The sequence below is a fragment of the Sneathiella marina genome, from assembly GCF_023746535.1.
GTDB lineage: Bacteria > Pseudomonadota > Alphaproteobacteria > Sneathiellales > Sneathiellaceae > Sneathiella > Sneathiella marina.
Map to the genome: position 1 here is coordinate 1,064,612 of NZ_CP098747.1, position 24,975 is coordinate 1,089,586.

Below are 24,975 nucleotides of genomic sequence, written 5' to 3' on the forward strand. Positions count from 1 at the left end.
GGTTAGTCGAACAGACTGGAAACCGAAGTCTCCTTAGAAATTCTGTACATTGCCTCGCCGATCAGCGGGGCAATGGATATTTGGCGCATTTTGTCGGAATGCTTAAAGGCCTCCGTTGCCATAATGCTATCAGTCGTGACCATTTCTTCCAGTGCGGAATCGTTAATCCGGGAAATTGCACCCCCGGACAACACACCATGCGTCACATAGCCGGTAACGCTCTTGGCTCCTTGTTTCATTAACGCTTCTGCAGCGTTACACAAAGTACCGGCACTATCGACAATGTCATCTACCAGAATGCACCGCTGGCCTCTGACGTCACCAATAATGTTCATGACTTCCGAGACGCCAGCTTTTTCACGGCGCTTATCCACGATTGCGAGGTCTGCGTCAAGCCTTTTAGCGTAAGCCCGGGCCCTGACAACACCGCCCACATCAGGAGAAACGATCGTAATTTCACTCCCGCGGCCATATGTTTTCTCTATATCTGGTACGATAATGGGAGCTGAAAACAAATTATCGGTTGGAATATCAAAAAATCCCTGTATCTGACCGGCATGCAGATCCATTGTCAGAACTCGGTCTGCCCCAGCAGTTGTAATCAAATTGGCGACCAACTTTGCCGATATCGGCGTACGAGGTCCCGGTTTCCGATCCTGCCGGGCATAGCCAAAATAAGGAAGAACTGCTGTGATTCGTGCTGCAGATGCGCGTTTGAGCGCATCTATACAAACCAGTAGCTCCATCAAATGGTCATTTGCCGGGAAGGACGTGGGTTGAAGAACAAAAACATCTTCACCACGAACATTTTCGTGAATTTCTACGAAAACTTCCATGTCCGAGAAACGTCGAACGTCAGCATTTGTTAAAGGTAATTTTAAGTAGCTCGTAACAGCTTCAGCCAGCGGCCGATTGCCATTTCCCGTAAGCACTTTCATGTGAACGGTCCTCTGCCCATTTTAGGCTTTGTTCAGTCAAACAATACAAACTGTGCGCGGTACCGAAACGACACATGGGCAACAGCGGGCGGAACTTACCAAGGGCCTTTGATCCTGTAAACGGTATAAAGAGAAATTTTAGCTTTTTTGGAAATTATAATCAGGATTTTGACCGAAAATACTCAGGTTCGCTACTTCGGAGCAATTTTAGAACTCCTTGCGCACCGCCTTTGGCTGCCAAAGGTGCTGTTGGCCCCCAGACACCGTTCAGCGAACCGGCTTTGATTCTGTTGCGCTGCTGAATTTGGCCAACTTGCTCTCCGTTGCGACGCTCCAAACTCCAAGTAAGGAGAATGATTTGTGTTCCAAGCTTTGCCGGGGATAATTTTGCTTTTCCTCTGACAATATAATTTGCTCCGCTCTCGGTTGGCAGCACGTCAAATCCCATGCGGACTAGTTCTTCCTGAATGGCAAAGGAAAGGCTTTCAGCTCCATCTCCCGGAGCTCCGCGGACAATTGGAACAAACAGCACCGGTTTTTTCAATGACGCGAAGTTTACGCCGTCACCGCCTAGTAATCGATCAATATTGCTGGCCGAATGCAGGACGAATTCTTCAATATCCTTCGGCTTGGTGGAGCTTGACTGTACCAGATCCGGGAGCTTCTCTATCGTGTAAAGACCGGTATTCTGGTTTTGAGGGTCGAATATGGTCCATTGGATGAACTGCAGTCCGCCTTCGTCAATCATGTCGCCCCGGACATAATACCTATCCGGGACTTCTTCTCCGGCAAAGGCGGCTATACCTAAATCCTGAAGCTTTTTGGCAATAGCTGTATCAATGTCAGCCGGGCCATCCTGAACCGAAGCTACATATAGATAGGCTCTGGGTCCTGGAATAGTTGGCAGACCTGTCTTTACCTCAGGCTGAAACGGCCTCTCGAGCGGTTGACACGCAACCAGAAGAAGGACTCCGAGTATAGAAAGTCTTTTTGTGAAAATCCTAAATCGCACAGGTTGCTAAAATCCCCAGCAGACAAATTATTATAAAGATTACCATATACGGCATTTTTGGCCCTCAGTACAAGTATACGTAAAATTGTCGATATTTCCTATTCGTTACCAATGAGGGCGATTGCAGATAGTTGCCGGCCGTAATCAGCCTCTCCTCGTTTTGTCATGCGCCGATAGCTATAGAACAAGTCTTCCTCTGCACATGTATCATTTTCAAGCATGTCAACGCGGTCAATTCCGGTTTCAAGCAATCTGTCGCGGACGTATTCTTTCAGATTGAACATATGATGTCCCGCATTAACCGAGGGTGTGAAATAACGGGCTGCTTGCGAGTCAACTGCCAGAAACGGGGCAGGGAATTCCGGACCCACTTCATAAGAAGCTTGCGTGATTGCCGGGCCAACCGCCGCTTTTATGTCCGACTTGGCTGCGCCAAGTTGAATCATCGCTTCCACAGTGTTCTTTCCGATATTTGACAGTGCACCTTTCCAGCCGGAATGAGCAGCTCCAATTACCTGATGTTCAGTGTCCGCGAATAAGATTGGGACGCAATCCGCCGTTAGAATACCCAAGGCAAGACCGGGCACGTTGGTGACCATAGCATCCGCTTTCGGTTTTTCAGGCATTTCCAGTTCGTCTTGGATAACGACGACATCAGCACTGTGAACTTGATGTATGGTTCGAAGCATATCCGGACCAACTCCGAGATCCCGCATTGCCCGTGCCCGATTTTCGAAGACGTCCTCGGCTCGATCTTTTGAGCCTGGGCCACAGTTAAGGCTGCTGTAAATACCATGCGACACACCGCCCTTACGGGTGAAGAACCCGTGAGAAATGTTGTCGCTTTCAAAAATGGAGCTGGTGAGCATGCTAAAGATCAAATCCTTCCGGAGGTGCCGTCAACCCGCTCGAAATTGCGAGTACCTTGAATAAAGTTCCCATTTCTGCGGCACTAGTCAAGCGACGTAAACTGGAAGTGATGGTTTTTCTTTGTTCTTCTGTTGCAGATCGCTTCAACAGGGCGGCTCGGGCTTCAATTCCAAGTCGTTCAAGGAAACGGCCTTGCGATGTTGGCCCATGAATATCCACTGGATATTTTCGCGCCTCCGAAATCAACTGGGGAAACTTGACGTGAGCCGTGAGATCCGACATTCCCGGATCAACAAGCGGATTTTGGATTGTATGATCCCGTACAGCCTGAAAGCTGTCGCCATAAATGGCGTTAGCGGATCCATAATCGATTATCAAAGCGGCCCCGCCGAATTTTTGCAGAGATTGGCTGATGCTGTTGAGACACTTAATACCCTGAGGACAGATTTCAAGAATTAGGTTGCTATCCGCGTCAGACGGTGGTGGCAGTGTCTTATGGGATACTGTGTCTACTGAAAAAGCAAACTGATCATCCTTCCAGTCGATAAATCTTTCATACCATTTTCCTGCTGTTGCTTCGTATTGGTGAATTGGCAAAGCATCAAAAAATTCGTTGGCAATGATTATGGTAGGACCGTTGTCCAAATCCGGGATATCAGAATACCAGAAAATGGAAGGATGACTTAGGGCAGCTTTTTGCCGAATTCTAAGCCGGTCACTTGTCTCAACGAGATGAATATGTGCGGCATCGATAAACTCTGGAACTAAAGCTCCGCTTCTTAAAGCGTCTGCCAACAATGTACCGTTGCCCGGACCGAGTTCCATCAAATTGAACTGCGCGGGTTCCCCAAGCTTTGACCAAGTGTCAATGCACCAAAGACCAATAAGCTCGCCAAACATCTGACTGATTTCTGGTGCCGTCACAAAATCTCCTGATTTACCAAATGGATTTTGACGGGTGTAATATCCATATTCCGGATGAGAAAGGGCGGCTTCCATATAATCATGAACCGAAAGGGCACCGTGTTTCTCAATCTTTTCTCTGAGAATTTTGGTCAGTGGTGTCATTTTTTAAGAGGTGTTTTCCGGAATAGAAAATACAATCCAATCAGGATCATCGGGACTGACAGAAATTGACCCATGGTGAATCCCCCGGCCAGGAAGCCAAGATGCGCATCCGGTTGGCGAAAAAATTCGACGAAACTTCTGGCCAGAGCATATCCTAGAAAAAAGACGCCTGTCAGGAAACCTGGCTTTTTGACCAGATCTGTTTTGCGAAGGATGAGCATAATGACAAACAATAACAAACCTTCCAGCAAAGCCTCATAGAGCTGGCTGGGATGGCGCGGTAGATCGCCGCCACCGGGGAATAATACCCCCCAGGCTACATCCGTGGTTCGGCCATAAAGCTCTGCATTGATGAAATTGGCGATGCGGCCAAAAAACAATCCCACTGGCGCGACGGTTGCCAATAAGTCGGAGAAATCCATTAAGGGAATTTTCTTCGCTCTGGTAAACAAAATTGTAGCAACGATAACACCAAGGAAACCGCCATGGAATGACATGCCTCCCTGCCAAACCATAAATATCTCAGACGGGTTGGACAGGTAATATTCCGGTTTATAAAACAAGACGTAACCTAGCCGACCGCCCAGAATAACGCCCAATGTTGCCCAAACCAGAAAGTCGTCCACATTTTTGTCTGTGACGCTGGATCCAGGCGCCTTTGCAAATCTCATCATCAGGCGCCAGCCGATAACCAAGCCTGCGATATAGGCCAGAGCATACCATCTGATCGCAAAAGGGCCCAATTCGAATATTATGGGATCTATTTCCGGGAAGGCGATAGCTAAAAATTGTGTCGATAAAGTCATGGCGGACACTATATAAAGCTATATGTGCAAACCGCAAGTAAATCGGCGTTCAAAGGGTTTGCTTTTGTAAATTACCCTTGTCATTATGCGCGCTAACCTGAGGAGCATGAGAGATGCAGACGAATTCGCGACTTTTTGATGATCTGGCCCGCCTAGCGACCGGCGCGCTTGGGACGGCGCAGGGGGTTAAATCAGAGTGGGAGAATCTTTTCCATCAGCGACTTGAGCGGTTTATTGCGGATATGGATTTGGTCCCCCGTGAGGAGTTTGATGCCGTGAAGGCCATGGCGGTTCTGGCTCGCGAGGAAAATGAAGCTTTGACCAGTCGCATTGACCAGCTGGAAAAACAATTTGCGGCGATGCAGAAAAAACCAGCGACGAAGAAATCAACTCGCGCCGCCAGCGCCAAGTCGGCAAAGGATTAATCACCCCTGTTGAGTGGTGTTATTTGCTGCTCTTTCAATTTTATCCACAAGAAAATACAAAATGGACTGCTTTCTTTGTTGCTAAGGCTTCAAAGGCGGATTACGCTACATGTATGGCGGTAGATTTTTTGTGCCACCATATATGGCCTGTAGTTGATTTCCTTTCTGGCGGCGATTTACGCCTGGGCCGATGAAGAAAGCCGGTGAGGATAGTTCTGAAAGGAATGGCTCCATGACGTCATTGTACCTGTCCCACGAAGAGCTTGATGACACCAATCCCCTCGATCTGATTGAAAGTATCATTGTAGAAAACGACTGGTCCTTTGATCGCCAGGGTCGCAATGAACTTACAGTGGGTGTCGACGGCAGCTGGTGTCAGTATCATCTTTGGTTCTCATGGCGCTCTGATTTAAAAGCCGTTCATTTCTCCTGTGCTTATGATATCAAAATTCCGGATCGCCAATATCAGTCGATTTATGAACTTCTTGCCCGTGTGAACGAACGAATGCCAGTTGGCCATTTCGATACTTGGCGAGAAGAAGGCATGGTATTGTTCCGGCATTCGCTGCTGCTCGGTGGAGCCTCCGAAGTGCGGAGTGAGCAATTCCAGACTCTTGTCGAAATCGGAATGAAAGAACTGGAGAAATTCTACCCGGCTATACAATTTTGTATCTGGGGCGGCAAAACTCCGGAAGAGGCAATTGATGCCGCCATGTTTGAAACAGTGGGTGAAGCTTAACAACTATGTCTAGTTCCATACTTTTAGTGGGCTCCGGGAAAATGGGGCAAGCGATGCTGGGCGGCTGGGTTGACACTTTTGTCACGCCGTCGGATGTCGTTGTTGTTGACCCAAATGTTGAAAATCTTGCTGTGGCGAAAGCGCTTGGATGTATTGGTCACCAGTCTCCTGTGGATATAGATGGCTCGTTTCAGCCCGAGGTGATCGTTCTTGCGGTAAAACCTCAGATGATGGTGGATGTCCTGCCGACCTTTCAAACACTTGCCGCGAACGGAGCGTTGATTATCTCCATTGCCGCGGGGACGGGTATCGCGCAATTCGAAACAGCTTTCGGTGCGACAGCCTCAATAATTCGGGCAATGCCGAATACGCCGGCAGCGGTTCGGCACGGAATGATTGTCTGTTGCCAGAACGGGCATGCCAGTTCGGCACAGTTAGAAATTTGTGACAAACTGATGACAGCAATCGGCACCGTCGCCTGGATTGATGATGAAAAATTGATGGATGCCGTCACCGGGTTGTCGGGTTCTGGGCCGGCATACGTTTTTCATATGATTGAAGCCATGGCCGCAGCCGGGGTTCGGGCGGGTCTTCCGGAGGATCTCGCGGAAACGCTTGCAGAGGTAACCGTTGCGGGGGCTGGAAAACTGGCCATTGCATCTGATGAGCCGGCCTCGAAATTGCGTGAGAATGTCACCAGCCCTAACGGGACAACTGCCGCAGGACTAGCTGTTTTAATGGCAGAAGACGGTCTCGGTCCGCTTATTGAAAAGACGGTCGCCGCTGCGACTAAAAGATCGAAAGAATTAGGCTAAAAGAAGCATTTTTTCTGAAAACTCTTTAAAATAGAATAATATTTATCATATACACCTATCTAGAAGAGAAGGGTGATGGTAATGAATGATACAACACAATCAGGTGCCGCGGGCGCTCCAACTGCAGCTGGCGGACTGGTTATTCCAGATCTCAGTGCGTTGTCGGCTTTGCAAAAACAGAATATGCAAAAGATGACAGCGGCCGTGGAAACAGCATCGCACGGGTTACAGGACATCGTGAGCCAACAAAGAAGTACGCTTCAGGAAACGGCAGAAAATCTACAGGCTTCTTTGAGCACCGCCAGACCATCAGATCAATCCGGAATAGTATCGTTCCCGGATATTCAATCCCAAATCAGTAATCTGTCGACGACCATCGAGAATATGAACTCGGTTGCCACTACCCTGACTGCATCGACAACAAAATCGTTTGATACGGTCACTCAATCCCTGACGGAAGCGCTGGCAGCAATTGAGGACGTGGCGCAGAAATTTTCGTCCGGTGGTTAATTTACGGATTTTTGGATTGTCCTTCGCTTTGCCGTCCCATAGCATTTGCGCTCATTTTAAAGGAAGAGGCAGTTTATGACAGATGAGATTACCTTTGACGATTTCTTGGCGGTGGATATTCGGGTAGGTCGGGTATTGGAAGCCAATGAATTTCCTCAGGCTCGCAAGCCGGCGTATAAGCTGAAAGTAGATTTTGGAGGTGAAATCGGAATTAAGAAGACGTCCGCCCAAATTACAGATCTGTATCAGACGGACGATTTGATCGGGCGGCTGGTCATCGGGGTAGTCAATTTTCCGCCGCGGCAAATCGGCCCCTTTATGTCGGAAGTGCTGATTTTGGGATTTGACGACGGAGAGGGGCGAATCTCGCTTATTTCTCCGGGTCATGAGGTTCCACTGGGCGGACGCCTTCAATGAGTCAGGAACAAGATGGATTGACGGAAAGTAATGGGCAGGAGGGGGCATCGGCGGAAATGCCGGCACCACCTAATTTAGAAACCCTTTTCCAATCCCAAACGCAGCAAATTGATGAGGCGATCCAGAAGGCCAATAAGGCGTTTGAGGTGTTTACAAACCGCGACCAGGAAGTAACGGCACTGACACAGACCCTCAGCACCGAGGTCAATGCTGTCTTTCTCATTGCCGCCGCCGCGCAAACACCGCAATTGGCGGCGGCGAGTATCCCGGCGGTATTAGCGTTGGCAAATGCCGCATTTGCGACCGTTCCAGTGACCCAGCAAAAGGCGATAGCGGAGGTTTCACAAGCTTTTGTTTCGATTGAAGTCGACCGGCAATAAATAGGTTATCGGGGAAACCGGATTTCGATACGTAAACCGCCCGCAGGCGCTTCTCCGAGGGTGATTTGACCGCCATGCCCATGAATTACATCCCGGGCGATTGTCATTCCTAGGCCGCTGCCGCCAGTTTCCGTATTCCGAGACGGGTCCAGTCGATGAAACGGTTTAAAGACATCAGCGCGGCTGGCTTCAGGTATTCCCGGGCCATCATCATCGATGGTCACGGTAACTTCTAAATCTACCGCATGTACAGTAATCCATACCTCAGATGCATAGCGTGCAGCGTTATTTATTAGATTAGTAATACATCGTTTCAGGCTATTCGGCCGAACAGAAGCCCAAAGCTCTTGCGGGGTATCGAGAGAGACAACGGTGCCCTGTCGGCGGGCATTGACGACAATGTCCTGAAACAGGTCCGGAATATCTGTGTTTTCGACTGCTTCTGCTTCCTGGCCACGGGCAAAGGCAAGATAACCTTCAACCATTTTCTCCATGTCCGCAACATCGCCTTCGAGACTTTGCTTGTCATCTTGCTCGGGCATCATTGCGAGTTGAAGTTTCATTCGGGTCAACGGTGTGCGTAAATCGTGACTTACCCCGGCAAGCATTTCTGTTCGCTGGGTTATCTGCCTGAGAATTCGGTTTTTCATAACATGAAACGCTCTGGAGGCAAGCCGGATTTCTTGCGCGCCGCTGGGCTTGAAATCCTCCACATATTGGCCTTTCCCGAATTTTTCCGCGGCATCAGAAAGCTGGCGGATGGGGCGCATTTGATTGCGCAAAAATACCAGTGCAATTCCAAGCAGGGCTAGAGATATACCGACCATCCACATGACAAATATGTAAGTTGTGCTTGAAAACAGGCGCTTGTCACGAACAATAACCTGCATGACAGAATCAGGGAGTTGAACAAGCAAGACAACAGATTCAAGTTTTTTGTTTGTCGATATGCTGAAAGGCCGAGCGGGAAGACTTTCCTGCAGCGCACGGGCGAGATGTCCCTCCAGAAACCCGTATTTCGTGACAAATTCACTCCCTTCAGGCAAGGTCGCACCTGGATCGATACTGACGGCAAGGCGCATCTGGTTACGGGCGCTATTGAGGATATCGGTTTCAGCCGTTTCACCAGGAAATCTATCCATGAGGGAGATAACGGCAGCAACATCGCCGGCAACCCCTTGGGCCAGCCGTCTGGCAACATTGTCCCAATGCCGTTCATAAAAAATATACGTGACAAGAACTTGTAAAAGGATAATCGGCAAGACAACAATCAATATGGAGCGGCCGAACAGTGTCCTCGGCATTAGCTTTTTCAGGAAGTCAAAATTTATATGCGAAAATGCATTTTTTAAGAAACCTAATCCGCCCATAAAACATATCCTTCGCCGCGGACTGTTTGTAGGTAACGCGGCAGCTTGGGATCATCTTCAATTTTCCGCCTCAATCGTGTTATCTGAACGTCAACGGCCCGTCCCTGATTTCCACTTGTTAAGGAAAGATTATCTCGACTGATCGGGACTCCCGGCGTGGATGCCAGGGATTTGAGAAGCAATGATTCACCCGACGTCAAATTGATTACCTCACCGTCTCGAAGAAGCTCGCCCTTCTCTGTGTTGAATGTAAAATCACCAAAGCTGAGTTCTTCAAATGTCTCGATTTTCGCCCGCCTGAGGATGGCATCAATTCGTAAAAGCAGCTCTCTTGGTTCAAACGGTTTTGTCAAATAGTCGTCGACGCCACCTTCAAGTCCATCAATCCGATCGCTAGATTCGCCCATTGCTGTCAGCATCAAAATCGGAATATCTCGGCTAAAGCCTGAACCAGACCGCACTGTCTTCGCCATCTCAAGGCCATCTCCACCCGGCATCATCCGATCGAGGACAATCAAATCAAAGTCAAATCCAGACATTTTGCTGCGCGCCATATCGGCAGATCCCGCTGTTGAAACACGATAGTTGTTATCCATCAAATATTTTCGAAGAAGCGATAACAACCGCGTATCATCATCCACAACCAGGATATGGGGCGCATTGTCCAACATACGAGCTTTTCTCCAGCGCTTTGCTTGTCAGGGGTTAAAAATCCGGCCAAGGGCCATGTCGCGATCTTTCTCGTCTATCAGGCCCGCAAGAACCTGACGATATCCTGCAACGGCATCGCCTCCTGCTTCGCGAAACGCTTTTGCAACTAAATCCCGTTGAACACGGCTTATCTTTTGCTCGAGCTGTTGGCCGTTTTCCGTCAAATACAGCAATCTCTGGCGGCGGTCCACCTTGCCAGCTTGCTGTTCAACAAATCCCCGATCAATCAAGGTACTCAGAACTCGACTTAGGCTCTGCTTTGTTATGCGCAATATATCGAGCAATTCGGAAACAGTCATGCCTTCATTGCGGCCAATAAAATGGATCACGCGATGATGTGCCCGCCCAAATTTATACTCTTTAAGAATTTCATCCGGTCCGGCGGTGAAGTCCCGATAGGCGAAAAAAAGCAGCTCTATACTCTGTCTTAATTCTTCTTCTCGAAGAAAAAGAGGGTTGTTTGTAGATTTTACGTCAGTCATGTTGACATATATTTCTCATAATGTTACAAAATCATAGTTCGATTCGACATAAACGAACTCTATATACGAATATACGACATATAATAACTCAAGGTGCTTTATTATGGATACCTCTTCTTTTGCCGATCGGAACGGCCTTATATGGTTTGATGGTGAACTCGTACCATGGCGAGACGCAAACATCCACGTCCTAACTCATGGATTGCATTATGCAAGTAGCGTGTTTGAAGGAGAGCGGGTCTATGATGGCGAAATATTCAAGCTGGTTGAACATACTGATCGTCTAATTAATTCTGCCAAAATTCTCGGTTTTGAAATTGAACAAACTGCAGATGAAATCAATAAAGCGTGTTGGGATACGATTGCGGCAAATAAGATCGTTGACGGATACCTCCGTCCGGTTGCCTGGCGCGGGTCAGAGATGATGGCGGTGTCTGCCCAGCAGTGCAGAATTCATTTGGCGATTGCTGCCTGGGTTTGGCCGAGTTATTTTGACCCTGAAGCTCGTATGAAAGGGATTAAACTCAAATTATCACCCTGGAAGCGGCCTTCACCGGAGACAATTCCGACTCAGTCTAAGGCAGCAGGTTTGTACATGATTTGTACATTGAGCAAACATGAAGCAGAAGCTGAGGGCTATGATGATGCATTGATGCTGGATTATCGGGGAAGAGTGGCGGAAGCGACCGGTGCCAATATCTTTTTTGTTCAGGACGGTAAGTTGCATACACCAGATCCAGATTGCTTTTTGGATGGAATTACACGTCGTACTGTCATTGATCTGGCTAAAGCGCGGGGTATCGAGGTGATTGAACGCGCCATAATGCCGGAAGAGATGGCAAATTTTACAGAATGTTTCCTGACAGGTACTGCTGCTGAAGTTACTCCCGTCAGCTGCATCGATAACTATAAGTTTGTTCCGGGTGAAATTTGTCAGCAACTCATCGGTGACTATGAAAATTGTGTACGCCGAAAGGTTGCTGCGTAACGCAAGCGCTCTGTACTTAAGCGCTTTTTTTGCCCGCTTGCTCCTGTCGCAAGCGGGTATTTTTTGCATTTTTAGGTAAATTCCTTTAAAACACCATATATTATATGTAGAAACAGGAATTCTGTATTTTTTGTGGGAACACGAAAAGATGTATTGTAAGCGATTAGGCGTGGCGCTGGCTGTGTTTCTAATGGGAACGAATCTGGCATCGGCAGATTTTCAAGATGGTCAAAAAGCCTTCGATCAGAAAGATTATTCAACTGCAACTGAACAATGGCGTCTCGCCGCCCATAAAGGGGACGAACGCGCACAGTTCAGCTTGGGAAAACTGTTCGAAGAAGGTGCTGATGGTATTGAGATTGATTTGGTTAAGTCATATGCCTGGTTTAAAATTTCAGCCGCACAGGATGTAAATGGGGCGAAAGACGCGTTAAGCCGTTTGAAAAAAGAAATGACGCCAGGTCAAATAGAAGAAGCCAATGCACAGGCGGTGGCTGCTCTAGGTGTTTGGTATCGAAAATATTTTAACCAAAACGAAGACGATTTCCAGAAAATGAAGGCGGATATTGCGGCTCAGAAGCAGCAGAAGCTGGCCATGGAAAAAGAAGCTGCGAAGGAGCGTGCGGACAATCAGGCTGATTTGATAGCCCAAAGAAATGCAGATGCGAAAGTCGCTCAGCAATTGGAAGAAGAAAATAGAAAAGCAGCAATTTTGGCGGCCCGGCAGCAAGCGGAAGAAGCAAAAATTATTGCTTTTCAGGAACAGCAAAGAATTGAGGAGCAGCAGCGCTTGGTGGCGCTCAGGCAGCAGCAGGACGAACAGAAGAAGCTAAATGAGGCGCGCACCCGGCTTGATGAGCTTAAAGCCAAACAACAAGGGATCGCGCCAGAAAAGTCATCGACTGTATTGAGAACCGTGCCGGTCGCTGAAACTGCGGTTGCTGCGGTGGCCGTTAGTTCTGTAGCTGCATCAGCGCCGACATCCACGTCAGAAAGTACAGCATCTGTGGCCGGTGCAACTGCAGTCGCCTCTGTCCCCGTTGCAGCTGCTGCAAGCGCGCAATCAATAGCTGTCGCCACTCCTGTGGCTTTACCGTCGAGTGTGACGGAGAAACCTGGCGGTACCAACGTCGTATTGCAAGACGCTGAAACGACCTCGGAAAAGATTAAGATTGAGGCCCAAGAGCCCGTTACACAGGAAACTGTGGCACTCGCTAAACAGCCAACAAATGTTCCTCAGGAACTACTTGATCGGCCAGGATTGGATGAGGTGGCACTTATTGAAATATTTGAACTGGCGCAATCGGTACCACTTGAAACGGAAGCGGCACAAACAGAGATTTCCGAATCTCTTGTCCGAATTGACGCGTTAAAATGGTCACTGATTTCCGGTGTTAAGGGGGATGCGGCGGCCCCGAAAATGAACAAAGTACTGATGTCAAAAATGACACCTGTTCAAATTGCTGAAGCCAACAGGCTCGCGGGAGAATGGCTGGCGAAGCGGCAAAGCCGGCTTTAGCTTTTTATATGGGTGTTAACCCTTCCAGCGCTTTGCAGCCTCAATATCACTTTTCCGTTCCTTCACCCAATCCCGAGCACCGCTTGCGTTTTCCTCTTGTTTCCAGAAAGGCGCTTTGGTTTTCAGCCAATCCATTAGGAAAGACGCGGCTTCAAACGCCTGCTCGCGATGGGCGGACGCAGTAATGACAAGCACTATGGGCTCGCCAAGTGCCATGGTTCCAAATCGATGAACAACCAGGCTGGCTTGCAGATCCCATCGGGAATTTGCCTCTTTTTCGATTTTTTCCAACTCTCGTTCCGTCATTCCGGGATAATGCTCCAAAGTCAGGCTGGTTACATCTGAGCCATCATTAAAATCCCGTACCAAGCCGGTAAAGCTGACAACAGCTCCAATATCTGTGCGATCCGCAGTCAGCCGCTTAATCTCTTGCCCGGTATCGAATATTTCTGGTTGAACCCGGATCATTTCATCCTCCGGTTACCGGCGGAAAGAAGGCAACTTCATCTCCATTTTTCAAGGGGACATTGGTGACAACATATTCCTGATTTACGGCGATACGGACAACGTCCATATCTATAAATGCTTCCTGAAATTGGGGCCCGCGGGTTTTTATCCAGGCGACGAGGCTATCAACATCATAGATTTCTGCGCTGCATGCGACCGTTTCCTCAGTAATGCCGAGCTTGGTTTTCAACCAGGCGAAATAGAGAATTCTCATTTCATTAGCTCCGAGAACGGTAGGAACGTCACCAGGTCTCCTTGATCAATTTTTGTCACTTCGTCTCCTAGTTCGATCAATCCATTGGCCCATATCACAGACGATAGCACGCCGGATCCATCTGTATGAAATTTTTCGATCTCGCCGATACCCTGTGATCCGGCGGTATAGCGCGCCCGAAGCCATTCTGTACGCCCCGGCTTTTTTTGAATGGAGAATGCCGCATGCGCCTGGAAAGACAGGGCAGGTGCGAGAGTAACTCCGCTTAAGGCCGCAACAAGGGGCCGGACAAATTTCAAGCAACATACCATGGCGGCGATGGGATTGCCCGGAAGCCCAACGAATGCAGCGTCACCAATATGTCCAAGTGCCAGCGGTCGGCCGGGTTTAATTGCGATGCGCCAAAAATTTAGTTGCCCTGCCTTGAGAAGGGCATTCTTGACGTGATCCTCGTCTCCCATGGAAACACCGCCTGACGTTATAACAAGATCATGTGTCTCAGATGCCTTCAATAAAGCTGAGCGAACAATCTCCAGTTCGTCCTTCAGGATACCGAGATCTGTTACCTGACAGCCAAAGCCGCGTAAAATGGCAGCCAGGATCATTCTGTTGCTGTCAAAAATACTTCCTTCGAATTCCAGGCTGCCCGGATTTATTAATTCATCTCCAGTAGAAAATAAAGCGACGGTAACGGGCCGAAAAACGGAAATTTCTGATAGCCCGATTGACGCGAGATATCCCACTTCCTGTGGTCGTAGTAACGTTCCTTTTTCTAGCAATAAGTTGCCCTTTGTGATGTCTTCTCCCGCTTTTCGGCAATTGGCGCCAGGTTTCAAGCCGATCGGAAGCCGGACTTTATCGTTTTCAATCTGGACATCTTCGATCATCGCGACGCTATCCAAAGATTTCGGCATTACTGCACCTGTCAATATTTTGACAGTGTCCGTCTCCGATACCTCACCTTGGTAAGGCGCTCCCGCTGCGCTTCTTCCAACCACTGTTCGAAACTGGTGCGGCTTCTTTTCATAATCGCTATAGGCAAATGCATAGCCGTCCACAGCGGAATTATCAGCAGGTGGAACGTTTCGTGGTGCATAAATGGTTTCGGCAAGAACTCTGTTGGCACAGTTGGCCAGCAAACAGTTCTCAATTCCAACCGATTGATCAACAGCATTGTGAATACGGCCAAGTGCTTCCTGTGCACTAATCATATCATCGCTGTTTGCGAAACAATCGTTAGCTAGCCGGGGCATCTAAAGCCACCTCCATTTGAAAATGCGAGACTATAAAATCAGCTATTTCATTTTCGTCATTCAAATTAAGCACCGGTATGCTTGCCTCAAGTTCCCCATTGGGGCAGGCGATGGCGATAATTGTCCCATCTAAACCCATCCGGGGGGTCGTGCCACTTTCCTCCCGCCAAACTTCAATTTTTGGAAAATCCTCCGTCTTAAAACCTTCAATCAGCAGCAAATCCACAGGTACCATTTTCTCAATAAGTTGCTCGAGATGTGCTTCACCTTCGTCCAAATTTTCATGCATCAAAGCCCATCGATTTGCGGAGGAAATCAGAACTTCATGTGCGCCAGCTTCGCGGTGACGGAACGAGTCTTTGCCGGGCCGGTCAATATCAAATTTGTGATGCGCGTGCTTTATTGTCGAGACAGTGTGACCACGTTGAATTAACGCTGGAATAAGGCGCGTTAACAACGTCGTTTTACCGTTTCCGCTCCAACCCGAAATACCTAGAATATTCATATTGTCCATGCCTGTTGGAACTCGTTCTGATCATACGCAGGAGTTAGAATTAAATCAGTTAGGATGCCTCTTCAACCATATGCTTCAGACCAAGCCGTAAATAATCATAGCCTGTCCAAACAGTCAAAATGCCAGCTATCCACAAAAGAGCTTCACCAACGAGCATTGCATCGAATGTTTCCTGTACAGCTGGTCCGCCAAGTAAGAAACACAATGCCAGTATTTGTGACGCAGTTTTCCATTTTGCCAGTTTGCTAACCGGAAGGCCTACCCTAAGCTCAGCCAAGTACTCCCGTAAACCGGAGACCATGATTTCCCGGCAAAGGATAATAACAGCCGGTATAAGTTCCCAATCGGACACGCGGCCAATGCCAACCAGAAACAGCAAGACTGACGCCACCAGTATTTTGTCAGCCACTGGGTCCAGGAACTTGCCGAGATTGGATGTTTGCTGATACCGTCGTGCCAGGTATCCATCGAGGAAATCTGTAATTCCAGCCGCTATGAACAGCCCAAGCGGTAACCAGCTGGATAAATCTCCCGGTAAAAACATTGAGGCCAATAGCAACGGAATGACAACGATGCGTGACAGGGTGAGTATGTTTGGTAATTTAAAGAGCATGCATCGACTGACCTTGCAGGTCCAATAAAAAAGGGCAGTATAAGGCGCTCAATGCAGGAGCGAAAGAGCTGAAATCAGCTTTCTTCATGGAAAAAATTGTAAATGATAGTTGCTGTTCTTTTGGATATTCCTTCGACAGCCTCCAAATCACTTAATGCCGCCTGTTCAACGCCCTTGGCTGACCCAAATCTATTTAGAAGTGCCTTTTTGCGTTTGCCTCCGATTCCCGGTATTTCATCCAGGGGGGATCGACCGATAGCCCGTGACCTTTTCGCACGATGGGTAGTAATCGCGAAGTTATGCACTTCATCCCGTAGCCGCTGTAAAAAATATAAAGTAGGGTCTTTCTCCGGTAGAGAAAAGGGAGCTTTTCCTGTCATAAAAAAGCGTTCACGCCCTGCATTTCTATCCGGCCCCTTCGCTATACCAACTAGCGCCACGTCCTCGACACCTAGTTTGTCGAAGACATCCTGAACAACACTTAATTGACCCTGACCACCGTCGATAAGAATAAGATCCGGCCATTGTTCTCGAGAGCCAGACGACTCTGGGCCGGCCTTTTCCGGATCTTCTTTTTGCAGCCGGATAAATCGCCGTGTAAGTACTTCCCGCATCATCCCGTAGTCATCTCCGGGAGCTAACTGATTATCTTTGATGTTGAACTTACGATAGGCTTTTTTCTCAAATCCCTCTGGGCCGGCGACGATCATGGCACCGGTGGAATGCGTGCCGGAAATATGGCTGTTATCATAGACTTCTATTCTTTTTGGCGGGGCGGGAAGATCGAACACGGTGGCGATACCTTCCAGATGTTTTCGCTGTGTTGCATTTTCCGCCATGCGACGTGCAAGGGCTCCTTTTGCATTTAAGACCGCATGGTCTACCAGTCCTCTATTTAACCCGCGTTTCGGTGTCTGGATTTTTACAGTGTGTTCCGCTGCAATAGAGAGGGCATCTCCGATGAGATCGGCATCTGCCAGGTCATGACTTGTCCAGATACGCCGAGGGGCTGGGCGACCATCATAAAACTGGCCAATAAAGGCACTTAGGATATCGGCTGGTTCATCTTCTTTTGTATGGGAAGGGTAATGTGCTCGATTGCCGAAATTTTGACCGGACCGGATAAAAAATACCTGAACGCAAGTTTGCCCACCTTCCTGATGCGCGGCGACAACATCAACTTCATCCACTTTTGGAAGGTTGATAGTTTGCTTGGATTGTATATGTGCCATGGCTTTCAGTCGATCCCGCAGCACAGCGGCTTGTTCAAAATCGAGGTCGTCGCTTGCCGTTTGCATCCTGTCGGCGAGCTTCTTTTGCAGACTATGGCTACGCCCAGACAGAAACGATCGAGCTTCGTCAACAACCGTTAGGTAATCCGTACGGCTAATCAGATCAACACATGGACCGGCGCATCGTTTGATTTGATATTGAAGGCAAGGACGCGTTCTGTTTTGAAATTCTGAATCCGAGCAAGAGCGCAACGGGAACAAGCGTTGGAAAGTTGCCAAAGTCTCGTTTACAGCGCCAGCTGAGGCAAAGGGGCCATAATATTCCCCTTTTCTGGAACGGGCTCCCCGATGCTTGGTGATTTGGGGCCATTCGTGATCACCGGTGATCAAAATATACGGAAAGGATTTGTCATCCCGAAGAATTATATTGTAGCGCGGCTTTAATTTTTTTATCAGGTTGGCTTCCAGCAGCAGGGCTTCAACTTCCGTGTGCGTAGAAACAAATTCCATCGATCGCGTCAGCGATACCATCCGCATGATACGGCTCGATTGGCCAGCTGTTTTAATGTAACTGCTTACCCGCTTTTTCAGGTTTTTGGCTTTGCCGACATACAAGATGGCGCCACCTTGATCTATCATACGATAGACGCCAGGTGAGGAAGGTAGATTTTTCAATACCTTTTGGATGATATCCGCACCGCGCCGAAAGGGCGATTCGGTCAACTCGCCGGTCGATTCTATGTTTTCTGAAGCCAAATCTGACATATGAGCCATTTATGCGGTTAAGAGTTACGGAAACTATCTAATACTATGATCAATAAAATACCCTAACTGCCTTATAAAAAAAGAACATTAGTGAATTTATGATTTCGTATGATTTTTATTTTAACAGATTTTTTACACTATCCACCAAACCTGTGGAAAACTTTGTGGGTAAGCCGCTTACATAACCCTGTAGGTCACAAGAAACCTAGCCTTCGACGGGTCTGCCTATTTTTTAGGCAAATTTGTAATTCATTGATTTTGTTTAGCTTTTTAAATGTCAAGCGTGAGACTGCTAGATTTTCACTATTATTCAAGATCATGACAGTTTGATTAAGGCACGATCAAGTCAATGTGCACAACTGGCTGTGGGATTCAACATATTTTGGACCAAATTAGATGAAAACACGTTGATTTTATTGCTTGCCACGGATGATTTCCACGCCAACACTAGTGGTATTTTCTATGGCTTTGAGTTTTTCAATTTTCACTTTAACCAAACTAACTCGTTCATAGTTAAGGCAGATTACCGCTACTTTTTCCGCCAGTGTTTCAACCAGATTGACATGCTCACGTGTTGCAAGATCCACAACAGCAGAAGCTATTGTCTGATAGCATACCACGTTATGATAATCATCGGCGACAGGCACCCGACTATCGTCAACAGTCATCTCGATGGAAACCCGAACCGGCTGCGGTGTTGTCTTTTCGTGAGCAAAGACGCCAATGAGCATATTAATCAGCAGATCATTGATAAAAACAGTATGCGATGCAGTCGGATGCGTAACCCGAAATGGATGATGGAATTTCGCGGTTTCCGATTTAGCCATTATGTTCCCCTTCCATCGCGATCTTTGCGGTCGGCAAATGTTGTCCACCATCAAGCGCAATAAACTCACCTGTCATTGAAGGCGATTCCAAAATAAAATGAACTGCTCTCGCAATTTCCTCTGGTAACGGCCCATATCCTAAAGGCACAGATGCTTGTTGCTGTTTAAATTGCGCCGTTGATTGTCTTGTGTTGGCCAGAGTTGGGCCGGGACCGATTGCATTAACTCGAATTTTCGGCGCCATGGACATGGCCATTGTTTGTGTCAGTGTCCATAAACCGGCTTTGCTCAGCGTGTAAGATAAGAATTCAGGGCGCAGGTTAAAAACCCGCTGATCAATGATATTGACTATGTTGCCCTGGAGACTATCAGGCAATTGATTGAAAAAGCTTTGTGACAATAGGGCGGGTGCCATGAGATTTGATTTGAGGTGAGCATCAAAACTGCTGGCGGTAAAATCGAATATATTATCCATCTCGAAGCGTGCCGCATTATTGACGAGGCATAAAAGCGGTCCAATTTCCGCAGATGCTTTCGGTATCAATTCTAACACGGCTGCCGGCTCACTCAAATCTGCTTTGAAAAGGGCAACACAGGCTCCGAGAGCTTCAAGTTCCGCCTTGGTTTTTTCCGCTGCATCTCGTGAGGTGTTGAAATGAAGTGCTATATTCCAACCGGTTTTTGCAAAAGATAAGGCAATCGAACGCCCAATGCGTTGGCTGGCGCCGGTTATTAATACACTTTTTGACATTTGAAGTGACGTTCCGCAGATCGATTATAAAGAAGCAGTATAGACCCCAGACATACCATAAAATTGTGTGGTGATATAGGCGACATACGCTACACAGAAAACGCCGCCTATAATTCGTCCAATGGGTTTTTTCGACAGAAAAATCGGGAGCATAAGTAAGGACACAAAAAGCATGACCCATAAATCAAAATGAAGAATTTGAGCCGGTGCAGTTAAAGGTTCAATCATCGCTGTCACGCCGATTATGCCAGTAATGTTAAACAGGTTTGATCCAAGAACATTACCGATGGCGACGTCACCATGACGACGGACAGCGGCAATTATAGATGTTGCGAGTTCTGGCAATGAAGTACCCAATGCAACAAGCGTAAGGCCGATTATTTCATCTGACACACCTGCGACAGTCGCAATGGTTACTGCGCCATGAACCAGTAATCGGGATCCAAGTACCAACCCGCCTAAGCCCAAAAGGATAAACAGAAGGCTTATCCATACGCTCTTGGGCATATTTTGCTCGTATTCCTCCAGCGCCTCTTCCGCCCCTTCATCGCCTTCTTTTCGGGCTCTAAGGTAAGAACGTAATATAACGGCGATAAGCAGTCCAAGCAGGATAGCGCCTTTCCATAAGTCGATCATTCCATTCCAGGCAAGAACCATAAACAGGATTGATCCAGCGACCATAACTAGGCTGTCCCTTAATGCAGAACGATTGTCGCAGACAATGGGGTAGATTAGGGCCGGTATTCCAAGAACCAATAGTACATTGGCAATATTACTACCGACCACGTTACCGATGGCAATACCAGGTGCACCGTCCAAGGCGGCCTGAATGCAGACAACAAGTTCTGGTGCAGATGTACCGAAGGCGACGATCGTAAAACCAATGACAAGTTTGGAGATGCCCATCTGTTCAGCCAGTGCGACAGAACCTCTGACAAGAAGTTCACCGCAGACAAGAAGTATCACTAAGCCGGCGGCCACTTGAAAATACATCATAAAATGTAAATGTCCTGTGGGTTCATCCGGATTTCTTTCTTCCTGTTTCGCTGTTTAGAAGTGGTGATCTGATGTTATATAGACATGGAGCACCAACAGTAAAAGAGTTATGCTAAATAAAACCGTATAGAATTGGCTCTCCTGTGGCGCATTTGCAAATGCGATGAGCTTTCAAAACCATTTAATATTTTTTCTCTACTGAATAACCTTTTGCCCGCAAAAGAGCCAAAACTCCGTTTTCACCCGGCAAATGTAAGGCGCCAATGCCAACAAAAGCGCTGCCTTGCTTAAGTGCGGGCAGCATTCGCTCAACCATGCGCCGATTACGTTCATCAACCAATTTTTCTGATATCAAATAGTTTAGGCCTTCGCTGGCAGAAGCGAGCGCTTCTTCCAGATCGCAAGCAATCCAGCCGGTATTTCCCGACAAGTAATATGAAGTAATTGTTTCGAGCTCTTCCTCCAAACGAGCATGTTCGAGGATACTTTGATCCAAATACTCGAGCTGGATTTCCACAGGTGTACTATCAAAAACGTTCAGCTGTTCCTTATTGGTTTCAAGAGCAAGTACAGTTTTTCCTGCATTTATTGCCGATTTCTCAAGCTCTTTATCCAATAGAGCCATTTTAGGAGCATTGCCTTCCAATGCGGGTGGGGGTTGGCTGATTATCGCTGCGGCCGCCCATATTTTTACGCGATTTAGAGTTTGTGCATCTAATCCGTACGGTGCAGCAATTCCAGCCAGTTTTTTGAATCGCTCAGGACCAATTGCCGCTCTTAAACTCTGCCCTTGTGGTAAGAGCATCATTGCCTGGCTGCGGGCCATATCCTCATTCTTCAATGAAGTCTCAAAGACGGCAGTATGTGATGAGTTGAATGCCTGCATGATGACACCAGGGAGATGAAGTATACGGGGATCTTTGGAATGCATGGTGCCAAAAATATAGTTTGGAGGAGCCCCCTCGCGCATTACCTTCCAAAGCCGCCCCTTGTCATAGGGTCTCGCCTCACAATTTTCCGGAGCATCGACTTTTGCGACGGCATTTTGAGAAAACACCGAAATTAATAGTAGCGCCGCCAGGCCAAATAGAAGTTTTGAAATTTCTTTCATATGAGTTCTCTTTGATTGCGAAAACTTAAGATTAGCGGCACAGTAACATACAATAGGAGATTTAGACGAATTAGCATTTATGTGGGGGAATGGAATGCCAATCGGAAGACTGAGGTTTAGAAATATCTTTTACAAACTGCTAATTACTGCGGTAATTGCTGTTCTCTGTGTCCGGCCAGCAATGTCTGCTGAGCGGGATATTGTCGTTTTTGCAGCAGCAAGTACAACAGATGTCGTTAGTGCGATTGTTGTTGAATTCGAACGCCGCACGGGATTTCAGGTAACGACGTCTTTCGCCAGTAGCGGAACACTAGCTAAACAAGTTAGAGAAGGCGCTCCCGCGAATATATTTATCTCTGCCAATAAAACATGGCTTGATTATCTTGTGAACGAAAAATTGCTTCTGGAAGACGGGTATAAGGAGATCGCATCAAATCAACTGGTTCTCGTAGCGCCAAAGGAAGAGCGCGTAGTTGACCCTTTCATCATTGATAATTTGCCTGAGATGCTGGAAGGCGGATTTCTTGCAATTGGAAATCCAGATCATGTACCTGTTGGAATATATGCAAAAGCTGCGTTACATTCGTTGAAATTGTGGGATGCCCTTAAAGGCAAATATGTTGCTTTGCCAAATGCCCGGGCGGTAACAGCTTTAGTGGAAAGAGAAGAAGTGCCATTTGCTGTTATTTATGAAACAGATGCCAAGACGAGTAAAAACCTCAAAGTTGTAACAACATTTCCGCCAGATTCATATCCAGCTATCATTTATGGGCTGGGCCTCATCAAAGATTATGACAGTCATGCTGCGAAGGAATTTGTTAAATTTGTTCTGTCGCCGGACGGCAGGGATATATTCGATCAATATGGCTTTGTGACCTTGAAGAATTAAGATTGCCGGGAGCGACCACCAAGAACGTGGCCATTTCCTGCCCGGCCCTTGCTTGAACGCCCTTGGGGGCGGCCAGTTCTAGGCCCACCAATACCTAGTTCGCGATCTTGTAGTTTTTTGACTTCATCACGCAGGCGAGCCGCCTCTTCAAACTCGAGATCCGCTGCGGCCTCTTTCATTTTCTTTTCCAGATCTTCAATGTGGGCCGTCAGGTTATGACCTATCATATGGGTTGCGTCTTCCAACCCCAGGCCGACCTCATGATGATCTTGTTCATAGACACTTTGCATGATGTCGCCGATATTTTTCCGGACAGACATTGGGGTAATGCCGTGTTCAGAATTGAACGCTTCTTGCTTGTCTTTGCGTCGCTTTGTCTCATCAAGTGCGTATTGCATGCTCTTGGTGATTTTGTCTGCATAGAGTATGACCCGGCCATCTACATGCCGTGCGGCCCGGCCGATTGTTTGTATAAGAGATGTTGAAGATCGTAAAAACCCTTCTTTGTCCGCATCAAGAATAGCGACAAGGGCACATTCCGGTATATCAAGGCCTTCACGCAACAGGTTGATTCCAACGAGCACATCGAAGGTTCCAAGGCGTAAATCTCTTATGATTTCAATGCGCTCCAATGTATCAATATCGGAATGAAGATAGCGGACCTTGATGCCATTCTCATGGAAATACTCGGTCAGGTCCTCGGCCATTTTCTTCGTCAATGTTGTTACGAGAACCCGCTCCCCTTTTTCTGCACATAGTTTGCATTCACGCATCAAATCGTCCACTTGCGTGTCAACCGGGCGAATAATGCAATCGGGATCCGTAAGACCGGTTGGACGAATAACCTGTTCGACAAATGCACCACCGGTCCGTTCCAACTCCCACGGGCCGGGCGTTGCAGAGACGAAGATAGTTTGCGGTCTCATCAACTGCCATTCTTCGAATTTTAGTGGTCGATTATCCATGCAAGAGGGGAGTCGGAAGCCGTAATCGGAAAGAGTTGATTTACGGCGAAAATCGCCTTTGTACATTGCGCCGATCTGGCTGACGGTGACATGACTTTCGTCAACCATCAAAACAGCGTTGTCCGGCAGATATTCAAATAACGTGGGCGGTGGCTCGCCTGGTCCTCGCCCCGAAAGATAACGCGAATAATTCTCAATCCCAGCGCAAGCACCCGTCGCTTCCATCATTTCCAAATCAAACATCGTCCGCTGCTCGAGCCGTTGCGCTTCGAGCAATTTCTCATTTGTTTCAAATTCAGAAAGGCGTGATTTAAGCTCAATCTTAATTTTTTCCTGAGCCTGACGCAAAGTTGGTTTTGGTGTTACATAGTGGCTATTGGCATAAATACGAACTTCGCCAAGCTTTCCGGTTTTTTCACCGGTGAGGGGGTCAAATTCTGTAATCGTTTCCAACTCATCGCCGAACAGGGAAAGCCGCCAGGCACGATCTTCCAGATGGGCCGGGAAAATTTCAATGGTATCGCCGCGCACCCGGAATGTGCCGCGTGTGAAACTTGCGTCATTGCGACGATACTGAATCTCTACCAATCTCTTCAACAAATCCTGGCGGTTAAATGTTTGGCCAGTTTTTAAATGCAGCGTCATTTCGCTATAAGTCTCAACCGACCCGATACCGTAGATGCAAGATACGGATGCAACAATTATGACATCATCTCGTTCTAGGAGTGCGCGCGTGGCCGAATGTCGAAGTCGGTCTATCTGCTCGTTTACTGATGCATCCTTTTCGATATATGTATCGGTACGGGCAACATAAGCTTCAGGTTGATAATAATCATAATAAGAAACAAAATACTCCACCGCGTTGTCTGGAAAGAATGCTTTCATCTCCCCGTATAACTGAGCGGCAAGAGTTTTATTATGGGCGAGAATGAGCGTCGGCCGTTGAACCTGTTCAATGACTTTAGCCATTGTGAACGTTTTTCCCGAGCCGGTGACACCTAGTAGGACCTGGTCTTTGTCATGTTGCTCAATACTTGAAACCAGATCCTTGATGGCTTCTGGTTGGTCTCCGGCCGGCTCATAATCGGAAACGACCTTAAAGGCTATGCCACCTTGCGATTTTTCTGGCCTCACTGGTCGATGAGGTATGAACGTGGCGGACGTTTCCTCTAAACCTGATGTTTCAGTTTTGTTCTGAATTTGCATGATCTGTTTATAGGCAGATTATCTGAAAAATTCTATCTCAAACTGAGAGCTGGAGGAAGAATTCCTATACTAATGTGATGAA

Annotated in this window: 28 protein-coding genes; 9 read left to right on the forward strand and 19 right to left on the reverse strand. The window is 47.6% G+C overall.

Going from position 1 to position 24,975, the window contains the following annotated elements; translation table 11 throughout:
- Window positions 1-2: 2 nt before the first annotated feature.
- From NBZ79_RS05120 to lgt, 5 genes are all read right to left on the reverse strand, one after another.
- The gene (locus NBZ79_RS05120) at window positions 3-938 is read right to left on the reverse strand and encodes a ribose-phosphate pyrophosphokinase (protein ID WP_251936061.1); all 936 of its coding nucleotides are present in this window, start codon (window positions 936-938) and stop codon (window positions 3-5) included.
- Between the two features lie 160 nt (window positions 939-1,098).
- The gene (locus tag NBZ79_RS05125) at window positions 1,099-1,950 is read right to left on the reverse strand and encodes a hypothetical protein (RefSeq protein ID WP_251936062.1); all 852 of its coding nucleotides are present in this window, start codon (window positions 1,948-1,950) and stop codon (window positions 1,099-1,101) included.
- A 98-nt stretch (window positions 1,951-2,048) separates the two neighbouring features.
- The gene (gene pgeF / locus NBZ79_RS05130; protein ID WP_251936064.1) at window positions 2,049-2,819 is read right to left on the reverse strand and encodes a peptidoglycan editing factor PgeF; all 771 of its coding nucleotides are present in this window, start codon (window positions 2,817-2,819) and stop codon (window positions 2,049-2,051) included.
- A 1-nt stretch (window position 2,820) separates the two neighbouring features.
- Entirely contained in the window at window positions 2,821-3,888 is a 1,068-nt protein-coding gene (locus tag NBZ79_RS05135; protein WP_251936066.1) for a class I SAM-dependent methyltransferase, read from the reverse strand.
- Complete coding sequence (gene lgt, locus NBZ79_RS05140) at window positions 3,885-4,694, reverse strand: prolipoprotein diacylglyceryl transferase (protein ID WP_251936068.1); 810 nt, start codon at window positions 4,692-4,694, stop codon at window positions 3,885-3,887. The genes NBZ79_RS05135 and lgt overlap by 4 nt, the downstream gene beginning before the upstream one ends.
- Before the next feature lie 113 nt (window positions 4,695-4,807).
- Between lgt and NBZ79_RS05145 the strand changes: the two genes are divergently transcribed.
- The 6 genes from NBZ79_RS05145 (at window position 4,808) to NBZ79_RS05170 (ending at window position 7,980) form a co-directional block, all read left to right on the forward strand.
- A complete protein-coding gene (locus NBZ79_RS05145; protein WP_251936069.1) occupies window positions 4,808-5,119 on the forward strand; it encodes an accessory factor UbiK family protein in 312 nt (103 codons plus the stop codon).
- 232 nt (window positions 5,120-5,351) lie between these two features.
- A complete protein-coding gene (locus NBZ79_RS05150; protein ID WP_251936070.1) occupies window positions 5,352-5,858 on the forward strand; it encodes a type III secretion system chaperone family protein in 507 nt (168 codons plus the stop codon).
- 5 nt (window positions 5,859-5,863) lie between these two features.
- The gene (gene proC, locus NBZ79_RS05155) at window positions 5,864-6,673 is read left to right on the forward strand and encodes a pyrroline-5-carboxylate reductase (RefSeq protein WP_251936071.1); all 810 of its coding nucleotides are present in this window, start codon (window positions 5,864-5,866) and stop codon (window positions 6,671-6,673) included.
- A gap of 81 nt (window positions 6,674-6,754) precedes the next feature.
- Window positions 6,755-7,183 (forward strand): hypothetical protein, encoded by a 429-nt coding sequence (locus NBZ79_RS05160; RefSeq protein ID WP_251936072.1) that lies wholly within the window; start codon window positions 6,755-6,757, stop codon window positions 7,181-7,183.
- Between the two features lie 75 nt (window positions 7,184-7,258).
- Window positions 7,259-7,600, forward strand: a complete 342-nt coding sequence (locus NBZ79_RS05165; RefSeq protein WP_251936073.1) for a tRNA-binding protein — start codon at window positions 7,259-7,261, stop codon at window positions 7,598-7,600.
- Entirely contained in the window at window positions 7,597-7,980 is a 384-nt protein-coding gene (locus NBZ79_RS05170; protein WP_251936074.1) for a hypothetical protein, read from the forward strand. Before NBZ79_RS05165 ends, NBZ79_RS05170 begins: the two co-directional genes overlap by 4 nt.
- A gap of 5 nt (window positions 7,981-7,985) precedes the next feature.
- On the opposite strand, the gene NBZ79_RS05175 is transcribed toward NBZ79_RS05170, so the two are convergent.
- Genes NBZ79_RS05175 through NBZ79_RS05185 form a run of 3 tightly spaced genes read right to left on the reverse strand, consistent with a single transcriptional unit; the run spans window position 7,986 to window position 10,543 of the window.
- Window positions 7,986-9,350 carry an ATP-binding protein gene (locus tag NBZ79_RS05175; protein ID WP_251936076.1) on the reverse strand — a complete coding sequence of 455 codons (1,365 nt, stop codon included), beginning with the start codon at window positions 9,348-9,350 and terminating at the stop codon, window positions 7,986-7,988.
- A complete protein-coding gene (locus NBZ79_RS05180; RefSeq protein ID WP_251936077.1) occupies window positions 9,338-10,021 on the reverse strand; it encodes a response regulator in 684 nt (227 codons plus the stop codon). The genes NBZ79_RS05175 and NBZ79_RS05180 overlap by 13 nt, the downstream gene beginning before the upstream one ends.
- Before the next feature lie 27 nt (window positions 10,022-10,048).
- The gene (locus NBZ79_RS05185; protein ID WP_251936079.1) at window positions 10,049-10,543 is read right to left on the reverse strand and encodes a MarR family winged helix-turn-helix transcriptional regulator; all 495 of its coding nucleotides are present in this window, start codon (window positions 10,541-10,543) and stop codon (window positions 10,049-10,051) included.
- Window positions 10,544-10,646: 103 nt separating this feature from the next.
- Here NBZ79_RS05185 and NBZ79_RS05190 point away from each other — a divergent pair, with 103 nt between their 5' ends.
- A complete protein-coding gene (locus tag NBZ79_RS05190; protein WP_251936080.1) occupies window positions 10,647-11,531 on the forward strand; it encodes a branched-chain amino acid aminotransferase in 885 nt (294 codons plus the stop codon).
- Window positions 11,532-11,679: 148 nt separating this feature from the next.
- Window positions 11,680-13,050: an SEL1-like repeat protein gene (locus NBZ79_RS05195; protein WP_251936081.1), complete on the forward strand. Its 1,371-nt coding sequence runs from the start codon at window positions 11,680-11,682 to the stop codon at window positions 13,048-13,050.
- 15 nt (window positions 13,051-13,065) lie between these two features.
- Here NBZ79_RS05195 and NBZ79_RS05200 read toward each other — a convergent pair whose 3' ends face one another.
- From NBZ79_RS05200 to NBZ79_RS05245, 10 genes are all read right to left on the reverse strand, one after another.
- Window positions 13,066-13,518, reverse strand: coding sequence for a molybdenum cofactor biosynthesis protein MoaE (locus NBZ79_RS05200; RefSeq protein WP_251936082.1), 453 nt, complete (start codon window positions 13,516-13,518; stop codon window positions 13,066-13,068).
- A 1-nt stretch (window position 13,519) separates the two neighbouring features.
- Entirely contained in the window at window positions 13,520-13,771 is a 252-nt protein-coding gene (moaD, locus tag NBZ79_RS05205) for a molybdopterin converting factor subunit 1 (RefSeq protein ID WP_251936083.1), read from the reverse strand.
- Entirely contained in the window at window positions 13,768-15,024 is a 1,257-nt protein-coding gene (gene moeA / locus NBZ79_RS05210) for a molybdopterin molybdotransferase MoeA (protein WP_251936085.1), read from the reverse strand. The genes moaD and moeA overlap by 4 nt, the downstream gene beginning before the upstream one ends.
- Complete coding sequence (gene mobB / locus NBZ79_RS05215) at window positions 15,008-15,529, reverse strand: molybdopterin-guanine dinucleotide biosynthesis protein B (protein WP_251936086.1); 522 nt, start codon at window positions 15,527-15,529, stop codon at window positions 15,008-15,010. The genes moeA and mobB overlap by 17 nt, the downstream gene beginning before the upstream one ends.
- 58 nt (window positions 15,530-15,587) lie before the next feature.
- Window positions 15,588-16,151, reverse strand: a complete 564-nt coding sequence (gene pgsA / locus NBZ79_RS05220) for a CDP-diacylglycerol--glycerol-3-phosphate 3-phosphatidyltransferase (protein ID WP_251936087.1) — start codon at window positions 16,149-16,151, stop codon at window positions 15,588-15,590.
- A gap of 74 nt (window positions 16,152-16,225) precedes the next feature.
- Window positions 16,226-18,148 (reverse strand): excinuclease ABC subunit UvrC, encoded by a 1,923-nt coding sequence (uvrC, locus tag NBZ79_RS05225; protein WP_251936089.1) that lies wholly within the window; start codon window positions 18,146-18,148, stop codon window positions 16,226-16,228.
- Between the two features lie 413 nt (window positions 18,149-18,561).
- Window positions 18,562-18,975, reverse strand: coding sequence for a dihydroneopterin aldolase (locus NBZ79_RS05230; RefSeq protein WP_251936090.1), 414 nt, complete (start codon window positions 18,973-18,975; stop codon window positions 18,562-18,564).
- Complete coding sequence (locus NBZ79_RS05235) at window positions 18,968-19,726, reverse strand: SDR family oxidoreductase (protein WP_251936091.1); 759 nt, start codon at window positions 19,724-19,726, stop codon at window positions 18,968-18,970. Before NBZ79_RS05235 ends, NBZ79_RS05230 begins: the two co-directional genes overlap by 8 nt.
- Before the next feature lie 24 nt (window positions 19,727-19,750).
- Complete coding sequence (locus tag NBZ79_RS05240) at window positions 19,751-20,722, reverse strand: calcium/sodium antiporter (protein ID WP_251936092.1); 972 nt, start codon at window positions 20,720-20,722, stop codon at window positions 19,751-19,753.
- Window positions 20,723-20,903: 181 nt separating this feature from the next.
- The gene (locus NBZ79_RS05245) at window positions 20,904-21,833 is read right to left on the reverse strand and encodes a TraB/GumN family protein (RefSeq protein WP_251936093.1); all 930 of its coding nucleotides are present in this window, start codon (window positions 21,831-21,833) and stop codon (window positions 20,904-20,906) included.
- A gap of 94 nt (window positions 21,834-21,927) precedes the next feature.
- Between NBZ79_RS05245 and modA the strand changes: the two genes are divergently transcribed.
- The gene (gene modA / locus NBZ79_RS05250) at window positions 21,928-22,722 is read left to right on the forward strand and encodes a molybdate ABC transporter substrate-binding protein (protein ID WP_251936094.1); all 795 of its coding nucleotides are present in this window, start codon (window positions 21,928-21,930) and stop codon (window positions 22,720-22,722) included.
- Here the strand turns inward: modA and uvrB are convergent.
- The gene (uvrB, locus tag NBZ79_RS05255; RefSeq protein ID WP_274706876.1) at window positions 22,719-24,893 is read right to left on the reverse strand and encodes an excinuclease ABC subunit UvrB; all 2,175 of its coding nucleotides are present in this window, start codon (window positions 24,891-24,893) and stop codon (window positions 22,719-22,721) included. The two genes, modA and uvrB, sit on opposite strands and share 4 nt — an antisense overlap.
- Window positions 24,894-24,975: the final 82 nt, after the last annotated feature.